At 61.4% G+C, this 20,762-nt stretch carries 12 protein-coding genes; 9 read left to right on the plus strand and 3 right to left on the minus strand.

Annotated elements, in window-relative coordinates:
- The first annotated feature begins 140 nt into the window (after positions 1 to 140).
- The 7 genes from bamA to AB4072_RS05345 all read left to right on the plus strand — a co-directional run bounded on the left by bamA (position 141) and on the right by AB4072_RS05345 (position 7,685).
- Positions 141 to 2,543: an outer membrane protein assembly factor BamA gene (bamA, locus tag AB4072_RS05315; protein ID WP_441966014.1), complete on the plus strand. Its 2,403-nt coding sequence runs from the start codon at positions 141 to 143 to the stop codon at positions 2,541 to 2,543.
- A gap of 39 nt (positions 2,544 to 2,582) precedes the next feature.
- Positions 2,583 to 3,641 carry a UDP-3-O-(3-hydroxymyristoyl)glucosamine N-acyltransferase gene (gene lpxD, locus AB4072_RS05320; RefSeq protein ID WP_441966015.1) on the plus strand — a complete coding sequence of 353 codons (1,059 nt, stop codon included), beginning with the start codon at positions 2,583 to 2,585 and terminating at the stop codon, positions 3,639 to 3,641.
- A gap of 121 nt (positions 3,642 to 3,762) precedes the next feature.
- Positions 3,763 to 4,227: a 3-hydroxyacyl-ACP dehydratase FabZ gene (gene fabZ / locus AB4072_RS05325; RefSeq protein WP_441966016.1), complete on the plus strand. Its 465-nt coding sequence runs from the start codon at positions 3,763 to 3,765 to the stop codon at positions 4,225 to 4,227.
- Complete coding sequence (gene lpxA / locus AB4072_RS05330; protein WP_441966018.1) at positions 4,224 to 5,030, plus strand: acyl-ACP--UDP-N-acetylglucosamine O-acyltransferase; 807 nt, start codon at positions 4,224 to 4,226, stop codon at positions 5,028 to 5,030. The genes fabZ and lpxA overlap by 4 nt, the downstream gene beginning before the upstream one ends.
- Positions 5,030 to 5,875: an LpxI family protein gene (locus AB4072_RS05335; RefSeq protein WP_441966019.1), complete on the plus strand. Its 846-nt coding sequence runs from the start codon at positions 5,030 to 5,032 to the stop codon at positions 5,873 to 5,875. The genes lpxA and AB4072_RS05335 overlap by 1 nt, the downstream gene beginning before the upstream one ends.
- A 9-nt stretch (positions 5,876 to 5,884) precedes the next feature.
- A complete protein-coding gene (gene lpxB / locus AB4072_RS05340) occupies positions 5,885 to 7,060 on the plus strand; it encodes a lipid-A-disaccharide synthase (RefSeq protein WP_441966021.1) in 1,176 nt (391 codons plus the stop codon).
- Between the two features lie 10 nt (positions 7,061 to 7,070).
- A complete protein-coding gene (locus AB4072_RS05345; protein ID WP_441966023.1) occupies positions 7,071 to 7,685 on the plus strand; it encodes a hypothetical protein in 615 nt (204 codons plus the stop codon).
- Between the two features lie 72 nt (positions 7,686 to 7,757).
- On the opposite strand, the gene gltA is transcribed toward AB4072_RS05345, so the two are convergent.
- Together gltA and gltX are read right to left on the minus strand one after the other, a co-directional pair.
- A complete protein-coding gene (gltA, locus tag AB4072_RS05350) occupies positions 7,758 to 9,050 on the minus strand; it encodes a citrate synthase (RefSeq protein WP_441966025.1) in 1,293 nt (430 codons plus the stop codon).
- A gap of 179 nt (positions 9,051 to 9,229) precedes the next feature.
- A complete protein-coding gene (gene gltX / locus AB4072_RS05355) occupies positions 9,230 to 10,657 on the minus strand; it encodes a glutamate--tRNA ligase (RefSeq protein WP_441966026.1) in 1,428 nt (475 codons plus the stop codon).
- A gap of 140 nt (positions 10,658 to 10,797) precedes the next feature.
- Here gltX and AB4072_RS05360 point away from each other — a divergent pair, with 140 nt between their 5' ends.
- On the plus strand, positions 10,798 to 13,077 hold the full coding sequence (locus AB4072_RS05360; protein WP_441966028.1) for a ComEC/Rec2 family competence protein: 2,280 nt from the start codon (positions 10,798 to 10,800) through the stop codon (positions 13,075 to 13,077).
- On the opposite strand, the gene lexA is transcribed toward AB4072_RS05360, so the two are convergent.
- On the minus strand, positions 13,055 to 13,759 hold the full coding sequence (lexA, locus tag AB4072_RS05365) for a transcriptional repressor LexA (protein ID WP_441966030.1): 705 nt from the start codon (positions 13,757 to 13,759) through the stop codon (positions 13,055 to 13,057). The genes AB4072_RS05360 and lexA overlap by 23 nt on opposite strands.
- 367 nt (positions 13,760 to 14,126) lie before the next feature.
- Between lexA and AB4072_RS05370 the strand changes: the two genes are divergently transcribed.
- Entirely contained in the window at positions 14,127 to 20,666 is a 6,540-nt protein-coding gene (locus AB4072_RS05370) for a Calx-beta domain-containing protein (protein WP_441966032.1), read from the plus strand.
- Positions 20,667 to 20,762: the final 96 nt, after the last annotated feature.

Raw genomic sequence — 20,762 nt, forward strand, 5'->3', positions numbered from 1 at the left:
TCTGTTGGGGAAACCGCCGTTTGCAATGACGGCGAAAGTTTGTACAAGCGGGACCTTACCACTATGGCTGGAGGCAGATGCTCCCGGTCAGCTGGGGCTTCTTCGCCTTGGACAATGAGATAAAAGAGACGGGCCAGTTGATGATGTCGACGACCACGCCACGCCGGAAGAAGCCGGCTAGAACTGCGATGATCGCCATGGGGGCGCTGATCGCCGGACTTGCCGCTGCAGACGGTTCCTATGCGCAGGCTCCGGGGACCCGTGCGGCTCCCGTCGCGAGCCGGTCGGTCATCAATCGCGTTGCCATCGAGGGTAACAAGCGCGTCGAGAAGGCGGCTATCGAAGGCGAGCTTCAGGTTCGCGCTCGGACGGCTTACAATCAGGCCGTCGTGGATGCCGACGTTCAGCGCATCCTCGAAGTCTATCGCCGTCAGGGCCGTGCGCTCGCTTCCGTCACGCCTCGCATTGTCGATCTTCCAAACGGGAATATCGACGTCGTCTACACCATCGTCGAGGGCGACAAGACCGGCGTGAAGGAAATCCGATTCGTCGGTAACGATCAGGTTTCGTCGAGCCGCCTGCGCGGCGTGATGACGACGACCGAATCGAACCTCCTGAGCTTCTTCAAGAGCTCGGACGTTTACGATCCGGATCGCATCGACAACGATCTCGAATTAATCCGCCGCTATTACCTGAAGAATGGCTTCGCCGATTTCCGTATCGTTTCGAACGATGTCCAGTTCGATCAGGGCGAGGAAGGCTACATCGTCACGATCACCGTCAGCGAGGGTGAGCAGTACCGCCTCGGCAATGTGGCCGTCGATTCCCGCCTGGCGGACATCGATGCCGCCAGCCTCCAGGGCAAGGTCTCGACTTCGTCCGGTTCGGTCTACAACGCTGATGCGGTGCAGAAGTCTCTGCAGAACCTGACCACGGAAGTCGTCCGTAGCGGCCATGCCTTCGCGCAGGTCCGCCCGGTCGCGACCCGCGATCCCGCGACCCGCACCATCAATCTCGGCTACGTCGTCGAGGACGGTCCGCGCGTCTACATCGAGCGCATCAACGTGCGCGGCAACAGCCGTACCCGTGACTATGTCATCCGTCGCGAGTTCGATCTCGGCGAAGGCGACCCCTACAACAAGGTGCTGATGGAGCGCGCCGAGCGCCGCCTCAACAACCTTGGCTTCTTCAAGCGCGTTCGTGTTTCGAACGAGCCGGGTTCCGCCCCTGACCGTGTCGTCGTGAACGTGGACGTGGAGGATCAGAGCACGGGTGCCTTCTCGATTTCGGGCGGTTACTCGACCTCCGACGGCTTCATCGGTGAAGTCGCGGTCAGCGAGTCGAACTTCCTCGGTCGTGGTCAGTATGTCCGCGTCGCCGGTCAGCTCGGCCAGCGTACCAACGGTGTCGATTTCTCGTTCACCGAGCCGTATTTCCTCGGCTACCGTCTGGCGGCCGGTATCGACCTGTTCTCGAAGTTCAGCGATCAGACCAAGTATGCCCGCTACGAGAACCGCATGACCGGTGGTCAGCTCCGGTTGGGCATGCCCTTCACGGAAGAACTGACGATCACGGCGCGTTACTCGCTGTATCAACAGAGCCTGAAGATCCCGAACGACTTCAAGCAGCCCTACAACGACTGCTCGGTGCCGCTCGCGAACACGCCTATCAATGGGCCGGACACGATCGCTCCCGGCACGCCGAACCGAACCTTCTGTGAAGGCAACGGCGAAGCCTCGCTCGCGATCAAGCAATCGCGCGGCGACACTCTGACGTCGCTCGCGGGTCTGACCTTCAACTACAACACCCTCGACAACACCAAGGATCCGCGCTCCGGCTTCTATGCCGAAGTGAAGACCGACGTGGCTGGCCTGGGTGGCGACTCCAAGTACTTCCGCGCCACCGGCGACGCGCGCTACTACTACGAAGTCCTCGATGACGTTGTCGGTATCGCTCGCGTTCAGGGCGGTCAGATCACCGGCTTCGGAAACAACAACAGCAACGGTTTTGCTGGCGGCGGAAATCTCCGCATCGTCGACCAGTTCTTCCTCGGCCCGTCGCTGGTTCGCGGTTTCGCGACCAACGGTATCGGTCCGCGTGATATCTCGACCCTCGATACGAACGCCAACGCCGTCGGCGGCACGACCTACTTCGGTGGCTCGCTCGAACTGCAGTTCCCGATCTTCGGGCTCCCGCGCGAGCTGGGTCTGAGGGGCGCTGTGTTCGCCGATGCCGGTACTCTCTATGGCTATGAGGGTCCGACCCGGTTCGACACCAACAACAACGGCGTCATCGAAGGCTTCAGCCCGACCCTTGGCTGTACGCGTACTGCCCTTGTTTCTCAGGAATGTATCGTCGTGCGCGACAGCCACGTGATCCGCTCCTCGGTCGGTGCCTCCATCCTGTGGACCTCGCCGCTCGGACCGATCCGGTTCGACTACGCGTTCGCTCTCTCGAAGGATGACGGCATCAAGGTCAACGGCGTTAGTGTCGGCGGTGACCGGACCCAGGCCTTCCGGTTCTCCGGTGGCACTCGCTTCTGATTTGGGAGGGCGCCCTTGCGGCGCCCTCGATCTTTCTACATGACAGATTCCAGTTTCTTCTCGCAGACCCGGACGTTGCTTTTGCGTCAGGTCGCGGAGATGGCAGGTGCAACACTCCCCGAGGGTTCCGACGGGGAGTTTTTGCTTACAGGGGTCGCGCCGCTTGAAAGTGCGGGGCCGAGCGAACTCGCGTATATGGACAATGCCGCCTATGGCGAGATCCTGCGCGACACCAATGCGGGCGTCTGTCTCGTCACGCCGCGCTTCGCCGCCAAGGTTCCCTCCGGCACTATCGCCATCGTCACGCCGCAAGCCTATCGTGTCTTTGCGCAGGTGATGGCGCTGCTCTTCCCGAGCTCCATGCGCCCCGGTTCGTTCTTCGAGGCGGCCGGTGTTTCTCCGGGTTCGTTCGTGCACCCGACCGCACGCCTGGAACACGGTGTGCGCGTCGATCCGGGCGCTGTGATCGGACCCGGGGCTGAAGTCGGTTCCGGGACAATCGTCGGGGCTCACGCGGTCATCGGACCCCAGGTGCGGATCGGGCGCGATTGCTCGATCAGCCCGAACGTGACGATTTCAAACGCTCTCATCGGCAACCGTGTCATTCTACATCCCGGCGTCTGCATCGGGCAGGACGGTTTCGGCTTCGCCATGGGGCCACAAGGCCATCTGAAAGTGCCGCAGGTCGGCCGCGTCATCATTCAGGACGACGTGGAGATCGGGGCGAACACCACAATCGACCGGGGCGCCAGCCGCGATACCGTCATCGGCGAGGGCACCAAGATCGATAATCTGGTCCAGATCGGGCACAATGTCGTCATCGGGCGTCATTGCGTGATCGTGGCCCAGGTCGGCATTGCAGGATCCACGACCATCGAGGATTTCGTCGCGCTTGGTGGGCAGGTGGCAGTTAAAGGTCATGTGCGCATCGGCATGGGCGCGCAGATCGCTGCAACCAGCGGTGTGAACGGCGATGTTCCCCCGGGCGCACGCTGGGGTGGCATACCGGCCCGGCCCATGCGCGAATGGTTCCGTGAGATCAACGCCCTAAAAAAGCTTGCATCCCAGAGCGATTCCAGCGATTCCGCCGGGGATTGAGAACGTTTTCGGTCGCGGCTCTATCGCTGCGCCACAAGAAAAATGCGAAACATTTCAAACCGAGCCTGATCGAGCGAGCCCGCTCAATCGAGGTTTGTAAAAGACCTTCGGAGTTGACGTCATGAACGAAGCGCCGACTACGCTTCAAACCGCCGATATCATGCAGATCCTCGATCTGCTGCCGCATCGCTACCCGTTCCTTCTCGTGGACAAGATCATCGAGATCGACTCGGACAAGTCCTGCATCGGCATCAAGAACATCACGTTCAACGAGCCGCAGTTCCAGGGCCATTTTCCGACCCGGCCGATCTATCCCGGCGTGTTCCTGATCGAGGGCATGGCCCAGACGGCGGGTGCGATCTGCGTCGCCTCGAAAATTGCCGAGCAGGCCAAGCCGAAGCAGGTCTTCTTCATGACCATCGACAAGGTGAAGTTCCGCCGTCCGGTCGAGCCGGGCGACCGGGTCGAGTTCCACATGACCAAGCTCAACAACCGCCGCAACATGTGGTGGTATCGCGGCGAGGCGAAGGTGGACGGCGCTCTCGCCTGCGAGGCGGAAGTCAGCGCCATGCTGGTGATGGAATGAGCGCGCTCATTCATCCCAGCGCCATCGTCGACGATGGCGCGAAGCTGGGGCAGGGCGTCAAGATTGGGCCGTTCTGCACGGTCGGTGCGGATGTACAGCTCGGCGACGGATGCGAACTCGTCAGTCATGTCGCGGTTGCCGGTCACACGACGATCGGCGCGAAGACGCGGATTTTCCCCTTCGCGTCCATCGGTCATATCCCGCAGGATCTGAAATATCACGGCGAGCCTTCGACCCTGACCATCGGGTCTGATTGCATCATCCGCGAAGGCGTCACCATGAATCCCGGCACCGAGGGTGGTGGCATGGCGACGGTAATCGGCAACAATTGCGCGTTCCTCGCCAATTCCCATGTGGGCCATGACACGAAGGTCGGCAACAGCGTCATTCTGTCGAACAACGTGATGCTCGCGGGCCATGTGACGGTGGGCGATTTCGTGATCTTCGGCGGCGGCGCTGCAGTGATTCAATTCGCGCGCGTCGGCTCTCACGCTTTCGTCGGCGGCCTCACGGGGCTCGAGAACGACCTCATTCCCTATGGCATGGCCATGGGCAACCGGGCTCATCTCGCCGGTCTCAACATCATCGGCCTGCGCCGACGTGGTTTCACCCGCGAGCAGATCCACGAGATCCGTCGCGCCTATCGTCTCCTCTTCGCGGAAGAGGGTACGTTGGCCGAGCGGGTCGAGGATGTGGGCAACGAGTTTTCCGCACATCCTTATGTGCAAGAAATCATCGATTTCATTCGTGCTGGCGGAGATCGCGCCATCTGCACGCCTCGGGACCCGGTCGGATCCGCTTGATGACGACGAGTGGCCCGATTGCGATCCTCGCCGGGGCCGGTCAACTTCCCATTCAGCTTGTCGACCACCTCAAGCAGAAGGGGCAGGATTACCGCGTTCTGGCGTTCCGGGGCTTTGCCGCTCCGGAACTGCGCTTGCGCGCGGACGCGACCGTCGGTCTGCTCGATCTGAAAACGATCATGGCGACCCTCGATACTTGGCAGCCTTCGGCGGTAGCCCTTGTCGGCGCGGTCCAGCGCCCCGGCTTTTCGGCGCTGCTCGGAGCCTATTCACTCCTGCGCAACATGCAGGAAGTGAAGGACGTGATTTCGCGCGGCGACGATCAGGTGTTGCGCGGTGCCGTCATGCTCATCGAGGAGCGCGGTCATCGCGTGGTCGGCGTGCAGGATCTCGCGCCTGAACTCATTGCACCGCCGACCTTGCGTGGGCGGTTGGAGCCGAACGCCGAAGATCGCGCGGCTATCGTCTTCGGTCTCTCTTTGCTCGAATCTCTCTCCGATTTCGACATTGGTCAGGCGGCGGTTGTCGCCAAGCGGCACGTGCTCGCCATCGAGGGGCCTGAGGGAACCGACCGCATGCTGCGTCGGGTGAGGGGATTGCGCCGCTCCATGTTCGGCTTCGGCCGACGCAAAGAAGGCGGTGTTCTCATCAAGGCGGCCAAGAAGGGGCAGGACCTGCGCGTGGACATGCCCGCCGTTGGCCCGCGCAGTGTCGTCGAGGCTGCACGTGCGGGCCTCTCCGGCATCGCCATCGGCGCGGGCTCGACTCTCGTGCTCAACGAGGAAGAGACCCTTCGCACTGCTGACCGCCTCGGCCTTTTCTTCACCGCCGTCGAACTGCCCTGAGGAGCTGCCATGCCCGATGCGAAACCGCTCAAGGTCTGGATCGTGGCGGGTGAGGAATCCGGCGATCAGCTCGGCGCGAAGCTGATGCGCGCGTTGAAGGCGCGGCTGGGAGTGGAACGTCTGCAATTCGGTGGCGTCGGCGGTCACGCGATGGATCAGGAGGGGCTCAAGAGTATCTTTCCCCTCGAAGAGATCGCGGTGATGGGCTTTTCCGCCGTCATCGCCCGGTTGCCTACGATCCTGCGTCGGATCAAGGATACGGCGAACGCGATCGTCGCTGCAAAACCCGACATTCTCATCATCGTCGACAGTCCCGATTTCACGCACCGGGTCGCGAAGGCCGTGCGCAAGCGTGCGCCGCAGATTCCCATCGTCGATTATGTGAGCCCCTCCGTCTGGGCGTGGCGCCCGGGGCGGGCCGCGAAGATGCGCGCCTATGTGGATCATCTTCTGGCGCTTCTGCCGTTCGAGCCGGAGGCACACCGCCGCCTCGGCGGTCCGCCGACCACCTATGTGGGGCATCCGCTCATCGAACGTCTCGACGAGATCAGACCAACCGGAGCGCGCCGGCTCGCGCATGAAGGTCCGTTACGCCTTCTGGTTCTACCGGGCAGCCGCCGCTCCGAGGTCAGCCGTCTGATGGAGCCTTTCGGTGAGGCATTGTCGCTTTTGAAACAGCGCTCTTCACGTCCCTTCGAAGTCACCATTCCGGCTGTGCCGCATCTGGTGGACGAGATCAGGGAGCGCGCGAAGTCCTGGAGCGTGACGCCTAAAATCGTGCAGGGCGAAGCGGCGAAATGGGCCGCTTTTCGCGAAGCGGATGCCGCGCTTGCCGCCTCCGGCACGGTGACGCTGGAACTTGGTCTCTCGGGCGTGCCGATGGTGGTGGCCTATCGCGTGTCGAAGATCGAGGAAGTGCTGAAATACCTCATCAAGGCTCCTTCGATCGTCCTTACCAATCTGGTGCTCGGCGAGAACGTGATTCCCGAATTGATCCAATGGGATTGCACGCCGGAAAAGCTTGCCGATGCGCTCCTGCCGATGCTCGGCGAGACGCCCGAACGCCAACGGCAGATTGAGGCCTTTGCAAGAATGAACAGCCTCATGCTAATCGGTGACGAGATGCCGAGCGAGCGCGCAGCGCGCATTGTGGACGAAGTGCTGGCGGCGCGATCTTCCTCATAGGGGCGTGCATATGGGAAAGACCCACTCATCTCTGTTCCTCGCGGCTGCCGCAGGAGTGGGGCTTCTCTCTTTTCAGCAGGCTCATGCGGACGAACTGAAATGCGAGGGGCCTTTTTCACCGGACACCACGCATGCGCGTCTCGTCAAAGCCTTCGGCGCGAAGAACGTCTTGCGCAAGACCACCCATGGCCCGGAGGGCGAGGTCTATAAGGCAAGCATCGTGTTCGACAAGGATCCGGCGCGCAGCCTGGAGGTGATCTGGCACGATGAAGCCGGTGGCAGGCGTCCGGCCCGCATCTATTTCACCGGTGCCGGTTGGTCGGTAGGGAACGGCCTGCACGTGGGAGCTTCGCTGGCCGAGTTGGAGGCCGCGAACGGACGGCCCTTCACCCTCTACGGATTCGAGTGGGATTTCGGAGGTCTTGTCTCCAACTGGAAAGGGGGCGCGCTCGAAAAGCAGCCCGGAGGCTGCACCGTCTTTGCCATGCTGGAGACGGACGAAAGTTCGAAAGAAGAAGACCTGACGAAGGTCGCCAGCGATCGCGAGTTCAGTTCTCAAGACGAGGTCATGAAAGCCGTGCGCCCGAAAGCGACGTTGCTCGGCGTGCAATATACGCGCAAGTGAAATCAAACGCGGCGGCAGACAAAGAAAAGGGGCCTTTCGGCCCCTTTGACGTTTGCATTGGGGTGAAACCCTTTAACCGCGCGATGCAACCGTCACGTAGTCGCGCTTGGGCGAGCCCACATAGAGCTGGCGCGGGCGGCCGATGCGCTGGGACGGGTCTTCGATCATCTCGCTCCACTGGGCGATCCAGCCGACCGTACGGGCGAGTGCGAACAGCACCGTGAACATGGAGGTGGGGAAGCCCATCGCCTTGAGGGTGATGCCCGAATAGAAATCGATGTTCGGGTAGAGCTTCTTCTCGACGAAGTATTCGTCCTTGAGCGCGATCTGCTCGAGTTCCACGGCGACGTCGAGGAGCGGGTCGTCCTTGATGCCGAGTTCGTTCAGCACTTCATGCGTGGTCTTCTGCATGATGCGGGCGCGCGGGTCGTAGTTCTTGTAGACCCGGTGGCCGAAGCCCATGAGACGGAACGGATCGTTCTTGTCCTTGGCCTTGGCGATGTATTCCGGAATGCGGTCGGGCGTGCCGATCTCTTCAAGCATCTTGAGCGCGGCCTCGTTGGCGCCGCCGTGAGCCGGTCCCCACAGGCAGGCGATGCCCGCCGCGATGCAGGCGAAGGGGTTCGCACCCGACGAACCGGCCAGACGCACCGTCGAGGTCGAGGCGTTCTGTTCGTGATCGGCATGGAGGATGAAGATCCGGTCGAGCGCGCGCGCCAGCACCGGATTGACCTTGTAATCCTCGCACGGCACCGCGAAGCACATGCGCAGGAAGTTCGAGGTGTAGTCGAGATCGTTCTGCGGATACACGAAGGGCTGGCCGATGGAATACTTGTAGGCCATGGCGGCGAGCGTCGGCATCTTCGCGATCATACGCATGGACGCGATCATGCGCTGCTGCGGATCCGAGATGTCGGTCGAGTCGTGATAGAAGGCCGAGAGCGCACCGACGGATGCGACCATCACCGCCATCGGGTGGGCGTCGCGGCGGAAGCCCTGGAAGAAGCGGTTCATCTGGTCATGCACCATGGTGTGGCGCGTGACGCGGTAGTCGAAGTCAGCCTTCTGAGCGGCGGTCGGCAGTTCCCCGTAGAGCAGCAGATAGCAGGTCTCGAGGAAGTCGCCGTGCTCGGCCAGTTGCTCGATGGGGTAGCCACGATAGAGCAGAACACCCGCATCGCCGTCGATATAGGTGATCTTCGACTCGCAGCTTGCCGTCGAGGTGAAGCCGGGATCGTAGGTGAACATCCCCGTCTGGCCATACAGCTTCGAGATGTCGATCACCGACGGGCCGATCGTTCCCTCTTTGATCGCGAGTTCGACCGGCTTGTTGTCCACAGTGAGCGTGCTGGAGGTAGAGCTCATGCGTCTTCGCCCTTTCAACAGGAGGCCGTGCATTTACCTAGAGCAGCCGAGACTTTCGAGAACACGCGTTCTTCAGCGGGGCTGTCGACCTGAGGGATGCCGGTCGGTTGGATTTATGGGGGGTTCGGTAGCTTATCCGTATGAATGGAGCAAGCACGTCTAAAGGCGAGTGACGCCCGCTATGCAGCGGGCGCATCCGTCAGCTTGTCTTTGAGGCGTTCCAGTGTTTCGTCCCGGCCGAGAACGGCCATCACGTCGAACAAGCCGGGGGAGGTGGCTCTGCCGGTGAGAGCTGCGCGCAGTGGCTGCGCCACCTGGCCGAGTTTGGCTCCGATAGCCTCCGCATGCTCGCGCACGATGGCCTCCACGCTCTGCGCGGACCAATCGGAAACGCCGGCCAGTTTCTCAACGATGCCCTGGAGTTTTCCGCGGCCGTCAGCGAGGAGACCTGCAGCCTTCTCGTCAAGATGAAGCGGGCGCTGCGCGTAGAGGTAATAGGCGCTGTCGAGCAGCTCGATGAGGGTTTTGGCGCGCTCCTTCAGGCCGGGCATGGCGGCGATGAGCTTTTCGCGTAAAACGGGTGCAAATTTCTCGCCCAAGCCTCGCTCCGCACCAATTTCCGGCAAGAGACCTTCGATCGCGGCAACGAGAGCCTCGTCGCTCGACTGGCGCATGTAATGGCCGTTGAGGTTTTCGAGTTTGGCGAAATCGAAGCGGGCGGGAGAGCGGCCGATGCTGCCGAGATCGAAAGCATCGATCATCTCCTGCGTCGTGAACATTTCCTGATCGCCATGGCTCCAGCCGAGGCGCACGAGATAGTTGCGGAGAGCCGCGGGGAGATAGCCCATGCTGCGATAGGCCTCGACGCCGAGCGCACCATGCCGCTTGGACAGCTTCGCACCGTCCGGGCCGTGGATGAGGGGCACGTGCGACATGTTCGGCACCGCCCAATCGAGCGCCTGATAGATCTGCGTCTGGCGCGCGGCATTGGTGAGGTGGTCGTCGCCCCGGATGACATGCGTCACGTTCATATCGTGATCGTCCACGACAACCGCGAGCATGTAGGTCGGCGTGCCATCGGAGCGCAGCAGGACCAGATCGTCGAGATCCTTGTTCTGCCACACGATGCGGCCCTGAACCGAATCCTCCACGACAGTCTCGCCTTTCTGGGGCGCTTTTAGGCGGATCACCGGCTTGACGCCGGCCGGAGCCTCGGACGGATCACGGTCGCGCCAACGCCCATCGTAGCGCGAGGGGCGGCCCTCGCGGCGCGCGGTCTCGCGCATCTCTTCGAGTTCTTGCTGGGTCGCGTAGCAATAATAGGCGCGGCCCTTGGCCAGAAGGCTCTCGGCGACCTCCTTGTGCCGCGCGGCGCGGGAGAACTGGTAGACCACGTCGCCGTCCCAATCGAGGCCGAGCCAGTTGAGCCCGTCGATGATGGCTTGAATGGCGGGTTCCGTGGAGCGTTCGCGGTCCGTGTCCTCGATCCGCAACAGCATCGTGCCGCCATGCCGCTTCGCGTAGAGCCAATTAAAAAGGGCCGTGCGCGCGCCGCCGATATGCAGGAAGCCGGTGGGAGAGGGGGCAAAACGGGTAACGACGGTCATGGTGAACCTTTGGCGAACTTGGGTATGCAACCGAAGAATGGGTAGCGTTTTAAGCGTATTCCGCGACTCGTCCACAGGCCGGGTTGGGTCGCGCGCTGCGGTCGTCTAACATGCAAGGTCTTCCGCGTTAAGCCGAACCGATGGCCGAATACGAAACTCAAGCGCGCAAACAGGTTCGGAACGCCACCGCGCGGGCCTTGAGCGTTGCACGTCCACGCTTCTGGCCTGCCCCTCTCTTCCTGCCCGACTGGCGCGGCTGGATTGCGGCGAATGTGGCGAGGGAAGTCGAGCAAAGGCGGCTTTTCCCCTGGATCGCGGTGTGTTTCGGTCTCGGTATCGTGCTTTTCTTCCAGGCGGACGGACGTCCGGCCCTGTGGGCTCCATTGGTCGGCCTTGCTCTCAGCGCCGCCCTCACGGTGCCCTTGCGACGCAGCGTCTGGGGATTGGCCCTCGCCATTGGTTTTGCCGCCCTGTCCGCCGGGTTCGCCGCCGCCGTGATCCGCACCGGGCAGGTGGCGGCTCCGGTGCTTAGTAGGGTCATGATCGTTCCGGTCTCGGGCTTTATCGAGAGCGTCGAGCAGCGTCCGCAAGGGGCGCGGTTGTTGCTCAAGGTCGTCGACATGAAGGACGTGGCCGAGAATGCGCGACCGCGCTTTGTGCGCGTGACTGTGAAGAAGGGGGAGGGGCTTGCCGCCGGCCAGTTCATCGAGGGCAAGGCGCGCCTTCTGCCGCCGCCTCAGCCCGCATGGCCAGGCGGCTATGATTTTGCGCGCGATGCCTTCTACAAGGAGATCGGAGCGGTCGGCTCTATGCTCGGCTCTATTCGATATGTGCCGCCGCCTCATCCGATATCCTGGAATTTGTGGCTGGCAAGCGAGGTTGATGCCGCGCGCAACGCGCTGACGGAGCGCATTGCGCGTTCCATCGGCGGGCAGGAAGGGGCAGTCGGCGCGGCGCTGATCACCGGCAAGCGCGGGCTCATCGGTGAGACCACGAACGATGTCCTGCGAGCCGCCGGGATCTACCACATCGTCTCCATTTCTGGCCTGCACATGGTGCTCGCAGCCGGAACGTTTTTCTGGCTCGTGCGCGCGTTTCTCTCTCTGTCTCCGGGCATCGCCCTGTCGTGGCCGGTGAAGAAGATCGCTGCCGTTGCCGCCATGATCGGCGCTGTCGCTTATTGTGTATTTTCCGGCTCCGAAGTCGCGACGGAGCGCTCGCTCATCATGACACTCGTCATGTTCGGCGCGATTCTGGTGGACAGGCCTGCGCTCAGCATTCGCAATCTCGCCATCGCGGCGTTGATCGTGCTGGCGCGCGAACCGGAATCCGTTCTCGGCCCAAGCTTTCAGATGTCGTTCGGTGCTGTGGGAGCGCTTGCCGCAAGCACGCCGCTCTTGAAATTCGGGACGCCTGAGGCGCGGTCGGAATCCGCCTTCGACAAGGTTGCGACATGGGGCATGCGCGGCCTCACAGGTCTTATCGCCACCACGGTCGTGGCGAGCATCGCGACGGCGCCGTTCACGGCCTATCATTTCCAGACGCTCAATCCGCTCGGCCTGATCGGCAATTCGCTCGCGCTGCCGCTGGTCTCGGTCGTGGTGATGCCGTCCGCCTTGCTCGGCGTCATCGCCTATCCCTTCGGTCTCGACCGGCCGATCTGGCAGGTCATGGGCCTTGCGGTCGCCAAAGTGCTCGACATCTCCGCATGGGTCGGCGGCCTGAACGGTTCGACCGTGCTGGTTCCTGCCTTGAGCGTCGGTGCCATCGTTCTCATGAGCCTCGCGCTCATGATGGCGACGCTAATGACCTCCAGTCTGCGATGGTTCGCTCTCATTCCCGCAAGCATAGGGCTGATGCTTGGAGCGATGCCGGATCGCGTGGATGGGTTTGTCGATCGTGAAGGATCGGGCGCGGCCATACGCGGAAGGGATGGGAGGCTGACCCTCGTCGGCAAGCCATCGAGCTTCGTTGCGGAGCAATGGCTTCATGCGGATGGTGACGCGCGCTCCCCCGATGACAAGACGTTACGTGACGGAGCGCGCTGCGACCGTATCGGGTGCATCGTCGAAACGCGTTCCGGTAGAACCGTCGCCTTCGTGCAAGACGCGGCCGCCTTCGATGAGGATTGCCGGCGTGCAGGCCTCATCATCACCCGCCTGAAGGCGCCTGCGACGTGCGGTGCATCTGTCGTTCTCGACAAGGCGGCTCTCGCCGGTCGTGGCGCGACGACGATCCGCTTCAACGATGGCGCGATTGTACTGAAATCGGCGAGAGGCGAGGGCGAAGCCCGCGCCTGGGAGGACAAGCCGCGTGTCGCGACGGAGGCAAAGCCGTCAGTTCAGGAGCCGCCGCGTCCCGCGCAGGCGGTTCCTGAACTCGATATTCCCGAGGATGTCAGTAGCGCCGAACCAGACTGACGAGCTTGCCCTGAATCTTGACCCGATCAGGGCCGAGCACGCGCGTCTCGTAACTGGGATTGGCCGCCTCCAACGCGATGGATGAGCCACGGCGGCGGAAGCGCTTCAACGTCGCCTCCTCGTCATCGATCAACGCGACGATGATGTCTCCCGTGTTCGCGGAATCCTGCTTGCGGACGACCACGAGATCGCCGTCGAGGATGCCTGCCTCCACCATTGAGTCACCGCGCACTTCGAGTGCGTAATGCTCGCCCTGCGCCAGGAAGTCGGCGGAGAGCGTGATGGAATGGCTCTTGTTCTGGATCGCCGAGATCGGCACACCGGCTGCGATCCGGCCCATGACCGGAATGGAAATGTCGCGGGTCTTTTCTTCCGCGACGGGCGCTGCCGCGGGCTTGGCTCGCGTCGCGAGCCCGCCTTCGACGATGCTCGGCGTGAACTGACGGCGTCCCGCCGTGCCGCCCACGGTTTCCGGCAGGCGGATCACTTCAAGAGCGCGCGCCCGGTTGGGCAGGCGGCGAATGAAGCCACGCTCTTCCAGCGCCGTGATGAGGCGATGGATGCCCGACTTGGACTTGAGATCCAACGCGTCCTTCATCTCGTCGAAAGAGGGCGGAACCCCGGATTCCCGGAGGCGCTCGTGGATGAAGCGAAGCAGTTCGTGCTGTTTACGCGTCAGCATGGCCGGTCCTTGCAGCTCAGTTAAGAGAGCGATTCTGAAACAAATCGCGAACAAGGTAGCTGTTCTTGCTGTGTTCTGCAAGCCTATCGAGGGATTTATGCATCTTCGGGAGCGGGCTGTCTGTTGTAAGCCTTACGCCGCAACCGGATGTAACTTGAGGATGGGTCAGGATGCAATGAGAAAGCCCAACCGCGGTCCGCAGGATCTCCTGTCGAGATACAACGCGCAGACGAGGTGTTCGCCGGGATCCGGAACAAGAGCCAAATGCTTTCAATATCAAGCGAAACAATGTAATGTTGCGCACATCATGAATCGGGCGGCTGAGATATGCCTGCCGTTACAGCAGCATTGAAGGCGGAGGTCTATCGTGACGGCACCTGAGGTTTGGGGCGGGCAGCTCTATTTTGGATTGTCGCAATATTACGAAGGCTTGGACGAAACCGTTTTGCAAGACGGTCGTATCGTCATGACCTGGAAGGACTATACCGACGTTCGTTCCATCAAGGCGCAGATCCTGAACGCAGATGGAACGCTTAGCGGACAGGCTATCACGGTTTTCGCAAGTGCGGACATCACGGTCAGTAGTCCAAAAATCGTCACGCTCGCGGATGGGAACTTCGCCATCTCCTATCGGACCTACAATCCAACAGACCAAGTCGATGGGATCAGTGTTGCAATCTACAGCCCGTCAGGGGTGCAAAGCGGTCCCATTCACACGATGAGGGACGAGAGAGATTTCGCTCTAAGATATGATCTGACAGCTCTTGCAGGCGGGGGGTATGCGGTCATCATTCCGACGATGGACGGGTCCGCCAATACTTCCGAAGGTCTCATGTATCTGCTTGTCCGCAATGGTCAAGTCACTAAATACCAAGTTCACAATGGAGACCTACTATCTCCACTCGGTTTAGACGTTCTCAACAATGGAAATATCGTCTCTCTCTTCGATAAGTACACCAGTACCACTGACAAGGTCCTGTTCGAGATTCGAAACCCTAACAATCCTTATCAAACGCCCATTACGCGGGCCATTGACGGCGTCCCGGCAGCTAATAACAGCGCCGACCCGCTACCCCAAATCATCGCACTCGACAATGGCGGGTTTGGCGTCATTTGGCGCCAATCACGGTCATCTGGAAACTACGACATCAACCTAAAGCTATTTACCGAAACAGGCACGCCTATTGGCACCACGATTACACTTGCTTCAGGTGAGATGCGTGCCGATCCGGAGATTACCAGGAAGCCTGGCGGGTTCATCTTTTCGTACGCAACCGCGACTTCTTCCAATCTCTATGTGAGGTATTTCGGGTCATTCGATATCAGCACGAAAACGAGCGAGGTGATCGCACTATCAAACGAGACTAGCGTCTTCACTGGCTATGTCGCACCGGTCCAGCTGGATGACGGCCGTTACCTCGTGCGCTGGCTTGAAAAGGCAAATGGGCCGAATACTCCATATATCCTGAAGGCCCAAATTTTCGATCCCCGTCACGAGGCCGTGAGCTGGGTGAACACGGGCGATGCCAAGCAATATGGCGGGACAAACTACAACGACGATCTGACCGGCGGAGTCGGCAACGACAGCCTTTTCGGCGGAGCTGGAAACGACTACCTGAAAGGCGGTAACGGGGCCGATGTGCTCAAAGGAGGCGAGGGCGACGATCGTCTCGAAGGTGGGGACGGCGCTGACGAACTCGATGGCGGAGACGGAACCGACATCGCTCAATATTTCGGCAATGCCGTGGATGTCGACCTCGTGCGCGGCACGGGGATCGTCACGGGCATCGGCGGCATGGTGGATGTCGACGTGCTCACCAGGATCGAGTGGCTGATCGGGACGCGAAATGGCGACATTCTGGCCGGCGACAACAACAGCAACGTCATCTATGGAGCCGACGCCGTCGCCAGCGGGCCGAACGACAACGACCATTTGTATGGCCGCGGCGGCGACGACGCCTTGTTCGGCTACGAAGGCAATGACATCCTCGACGGTGGAGAGGGTAACGACATTCTCGACGGTGGAGCGGGCCGGGATACGGCGGATTACACCTCTTCGTCGCGCGCGGTGCTGGTCGACTTGTCGAATGGATCGGTTGGAGGCGCTGCCCAGGGCGACCGGCTGATATCGATCGAAAATCTCGTCGGCTCGGCTTACGACGACAGCCTGACCGGTGGCGACGGCGAAAACCATCTCTACGGCGGCGCCGGCAATGACATCCTGGTGGGCGGCCGGGAGGATTCTCTATGGGGCGGAGCGGGCGATGACAGGCTCGCCAACGGCCATGTGATCTTCGAAGGTTCCTTGGGGCGCAATATCGATTTGGCCGCGGGCAAGGCCACGAACGCCGAGGAGACCGATACGCTGGAGAACGTCGTCTACGTCACGGGCGGCGACGGCAACGACACCATCACCGGCGCGGGCGATGCCGATCATTTCATCAACGACACGCTCGAAGGCGGCGCGGGCTCCGATCACTTTATCGCCAGCTACGGTGACGACGTGATCGATGGCGGAGCGGATGGCGGTGAGATCACCTATTTCTACGTTGGCAATGGGGTCTACGGGGTCAATCTGAACCTGAAGAGCGGTCAGGTGACCAAGTACACCGGCCAGCACGATACGCTCATCAACATCTGGCACGCATGGGGGTCGCGGGCCGACGACGTCATCACCGGCGACGACAATCACGGCAACATCCTGTTCGGCATCGACGGGAACGACACCATCGATGGCGGAGGCGGCAACGATACTCTCTGGGGCGGGGACGGCAGCGACAAGCTGATCGGCGGCGCCGATGTAAGCGTCGATGAGCTACACGGCGAAAAGGGCAACGATTCCCTCGTCGGCGGCGCCGAGGACGTGCTCTACGGCGGTGAGGGTGATGACACGCTCGACGGTGGGCATGTGGTGTTCGAGGGGCCGGGCCGGACGATCAATCTCAAGACCAACATCGCGACCGTCACCAACGCTCAGGGCGCGGTGGTCGAGACGGACGTTCTCCGGAATGTCCGGTCGATCACGGGCGGCGACGAGAGGGACACCATCGTCGGGAGCGACGGCAACGACTCGGTCGAGGCCGGCGGCGGTTTCGACATATTCTACGGCTCGACCGGCAACGACACCCTCGACGGCGGCAATGACTACGCTGCGGTGGATTATCAGGGATTCGGCAGCAAGGTTATCGTTGATCTTCGGCTGAGCAAGGTCTTCAAGTCGGATAACCAGAGCGATTCGGGTAACGGGACCGATTTGATCTCCCACATCGCCGACGCCTACGGGACCGGCTTCGGCGACCAGTTCTACGGGGACGATCTCGCGGGCGGCAACGTCTTCGACGGACGGGCGGGCGACGACACCATCGACGGTGGGGGCGGCAACGACAAGCTCTATGGCGGAGACAATAGTGACCTGCTCTACGGAGGGGCGGACAACGACACCCTCGACGGCGGAGCAGGCGCCGACCGGATGGTCGGCGGAACCGGCAACGACGTCTACTACATCGACGATCTGAACGACGTGGTGGTAGAGGCCGCAGGCGAGGGCAACGACACGGTCATCATCCGGGTGAGAGGCTACGACCTCTCGCGGCTTCACAACATCGAAATCATCCAAAACACGTTGAACCGGCTGCCGGTGATCACAGACGTATCGCCGTCCGGAGATGGCGCGATGGGCACCGGCCCCGACGCGGGCAAGATCGTGATCGGTGAGAACGCCGGCACGAACATCCTCGTCGAGGTGGCCGACGTGGACGCCAGCGACGATGACCTCGACACTATCGCCTATTCTCTCATGAATACATACGGCGGTCTCTTTGCGATCGATACGAACGGGACGATCCGGATAGACAAGTCCAAGCTGCCGCCCATCACCATCGACAAAGACTACACGCTGCAGGTATCCGTCTCGGACGGCCACGGGGGCGTCGCCACGCAAGATATCGAGATCAGGGTGAAAAACGTGAACGCCCGTCCGTCCGTTCCCGGCTTCGACGAGATCGATTCTTCTACGGTGACGATTGAGGAGAACCTCAATGGCTCCTTCAAGCTTCTCGCCACCGACGACGACACGCCTTTGTCCGGCCTGGAGTTCCTGTTCGACACGACAGGAGACGGTGGGGGCGATGCCGGGGGGCGCTTCGAGATCGTCAAGGCTGGCACTCAGAGCTATCTCAAGCTCAAGAACCCGCTCGACTACGAGAGCGCACCGAAGAACGCTCAGGGAGAGGGGTTCTACACGGTCTACGTCAAGGTGAAGGACGGATTGGGAGCCCTGAGCGACACGCGAGCCTTGACGGTCAAGATCACGGACGTGGACGAAGCCGCGCGGGATTTGGACTTCCAAAATCCACAGACCGTCGTCATCGGCCAGACCGGCGCCAATGTAGTGAAGGCCCAATGGCTTAACGATCCCGATACCAAACCCGAATTCCAGGTGAACAAGTATAGTTTCCACCTGGACGATGGCTCATATGCGACGGTTGACGGCGGCTTCACCATCGACGCGGAAACGGGGCAGATCAGCACCAATAACGACTTCGGCGATGAAGGGCCCGGTCCGCGGATTCTCCATGTGGTGACCTACGCGGAAACGAACGAGGTCACGTACGAGGAGGATTACACGGTCGACATCAAGACCCCGGTCATCTCGGTCTCGACCACGACGGCCTCCGTGTCCGAGGGCGGCTCAGGCAGCTTCGTTGACTACACCTTCACGGCGACGCGAACCCTCTCGGGCGCCGCCGCGACCGTGAACTGGTCGATCGCGACGGGAGCCGGCATCGATGCGAACGACTTCGCATCTCTCAGCGGGACCTTCGGTTTCGCTGCTAACGAGACCAGCACGACCTTCAAGGTGCGCGTGAGAGGCGACAAGCTCGCCGAGGCGAATGAGGCCTTCACGGTTACCCTCTCGGACCCGACCCACGGTACGATCAGCACCACGAACGGCAGCGCGACCGGCGTCATCATGAATGACGATCACGCACCGACGCTGACGGTCACGGTCGGGCAGGAATCGAAGAGTGGGGTGGTCGGCAGTACTATTTCCGAAGCTCTTAAGGCGGTCCAGATCGAGGATTTCGACGATGATCCGCTCACCGTGACGATCTCGTTTGACGTCGGGCACGGCGATCTCCAATACGATTTTGATGACAGCGGAGTGACCTGGACTGTCAGTGTGAACAATAACGTCGCTCGAATTACGCTCCAGGGAGCGGCGGCGAACATCAATACCCTTCTCGACACCGTCAGCTTCACGCCAACCAGCGTCGGGCAGACCGACTTCTCGTTCACCGTCACCGACGGAACAAACGCGCGGGTCTTCGCGAACGCGATCTCGGTGGTGAGTTTCGACGCCTCGAACCCCCCGCCGCCCGTTCCCTCCGGCACCCACACGGTGCATGAGAGCAAGACCAACGGCTTCGTGGTAAAGACTCTTCCGCTCCAGGATGGAGGCGTCAACATCGCCTACAAGTTTGAGAACCACCTCGCGGACGACGAGAAGATCAGCTTCGACGGTCGCTATGAGATCGTCGACAACGAGGTGAGAGTCCGTGGTGCCGCCTGGGTTCCGATCTCAAGCGACTACACGAATACGTACCGGATCGTGGCGTCCGACGGTGTGAATGCGGTCACCGGCAATGTCACCATCACGGTGAACAACAATGTCGGTCCGTCGATCACCTCTATCGCTATAGCTGGCGGTGGTCACGCCGGCGAGAATGGAACGATCCTCGTCAGCGACACCGCAGGAGCTGTCGATATCGGGATCGTGCAGGCGTCCGATCCCGATGCCGCTTCGGACGGGCGGCCTCTGTCCTACTCGCTCGCCAACACATACGATGGCCTGTTCGGCATCGATGCCGCAGGCCACATCAAGATCGCGGATGCGAGCCAGCTACCGGTTGAAACGAACACGACGTACCAGTTAAGCGTTCGGGTCTCGGACGGCAGCAGCGACGATGTGGCGACCCGAGACGTCACGGTCATCGTGACGGATGGGCCGATCAGCAACCCGAACCACGCCCCGACGGACATCGCCTTCACGGGTTCTGCCGTGGAATATGCGGAACCGGGAAAGCTGATCGGTACGCTCAGTGCCGTGGACGACGGTGTTGGCGGGGGCATGCTGGAATACACCCTGCTCGACAATGCCGGCGGCCGGATCAAGCTCGTCAACGGCAACCAAATTGTGGTCGATAACGGTTTCCTGTTCGATGCCGAACAGTCCCTCTCGCACAAGTTCAATGTGCGGGTGAAGGATGCGGGTGGTGCCACCTATGTGAAGGAGCTCGCCTTCGGCGTCCTCGATTTGAACCCCGAGGTCACTTCCGGCACGACTGCCAATGATGTGTTCCATGGCGGCGCGCTCAACGATGCGCTGTCGGGCAATGCCGGCAACGACCGTCTATTCGGCGGAGGGGGCAAGGATATACTCAAGGGCGAGGCGGGCAACGACACGATCGGAGGCGGCGCGGGTCTCGACAAGCTCTACGGCGCCAAGGGCTCAGCAAGCAGGGACGCCTTCGTGTTCGACACGAAGCTCACCAGCAAGAGCGTAGCCAACAAGAACAAGGACACGATCTACGATTTCGGGCCGAAATACGATTCGATCTTCCTCGACGATGCGGCGTTCACCAACAAGACGATCGCCAAGTACCTCAAGGGGAAAGGTGCGGGGCTCGATACGCCTTACAAACTGAAGAGCGGGTACGTCCGCATCGGCGACATGGCGCTCGATAAGGACGACTTCGTCATCGTCAAGAAGATTAAGCCGAACGAGTACAAGCTGTACTGGGACGTGGACGGTTCTGGCGCGAAGGCGATGCTCGAGATCGGCACCGTGAAGCTGCAGAAGGGCGAGGGCACGGCCATCACCTCCAAAGACTTCTTCTTCATATGAGCGAAAAAGGGGCGGTTCTCTCGGACCGCCCTTCTGTTGCGTGTCGCCTCTACATCCGGTGTCTTCTCGCTATCGTAGGACGTCGAGCCGAATGCT

Source organism: Microvirga sp. 2MCAF38 (genome assembly GCF_052115485.1).
Classification (GTDB): domain Bacteria; phylum Pseudomonadota; class Alphaproteobacteria; order Rhizobiales; family Beijerinckiaceae; genus Microvirga.

Excerpts from the sequence above, each read along its gene's own strand:
- AB4072_RS05335 (WP_441966019.1), top strand. The coding sequence starts at position 5,030 with ATGACGACGAGTGGCCCGATTGCGATCCTCGCCGGGGCCGGTCAACTT.
- AB4072_RS05360 (WP_441966028.1), top strand. The coding sequence starts at position 10,798 with ATGGCCGAATACGAAACTCAAGCGCGCAAACAGGTTCGGAACGCCACC.
- AB4072_RS05345 (WP_441966023.1), top strand. The coding sequence starts at position 7,071 with ATGGGAAAGACCCACTCATCTCTGTTCCTCGCGGCTGCCGCAGGAGTG.
- gltX (WP_441966026.1), bottom strand. The coding sequence starts at position 10,657 with ATGACCGTCGTTACCCGTTTTGCCCCCTCTCCCACCGGCTTCCTGCAT.
- lpxA (WP_441966018.1), top strand. The coding sequence starts at position 4,224 with ATGAGCGCGCTCATTCATCCCAGCGCCATCGTCGACGATGGCGCGAAG.
- lexA (WP_441966030.1), bottom strand. The coding sequence starts at position 13,759 with ATGCTGACGCGTAAACAGCACGAACTGCTTCGCTTCATCCACGAGCGC.
- lpxB (WP_441966021.1), top strand. The coding sequence starts at position 5,885 with ATGCCCGATGCGAAACCGCTCAAGGTCTGGATCGTGGCGGGTGAGGAA.
- lpxD (WP_441966015.1), top strand. The coding sequence starts at position 2,583 with ATGACAGATTCCAGTTTCTTCTCGCAGACCCGGACGTTGCTTTTGCGT.
- bamA (WP_441966014.1), top strand. The coding sequence starts at position 141 with ATGATGTCGACGACCACGCCACGCCGGAAGAAGCCGGCTAGAACTGCG.
- gltA (WP_441966025.1), bottom strand. The coding sequence starts at position 9,050 with ATGAGCTCTACCTCCAGCACGCTCACTGTGGACAACAAGCCGGTCGAA.
- fabZ (WP_441966016.1), top strand. The coding sequence starts at position 3,763 with ATGAACGAAGCGCCGACTACGCTTCAAACCGCCGATATCATGCAGATC.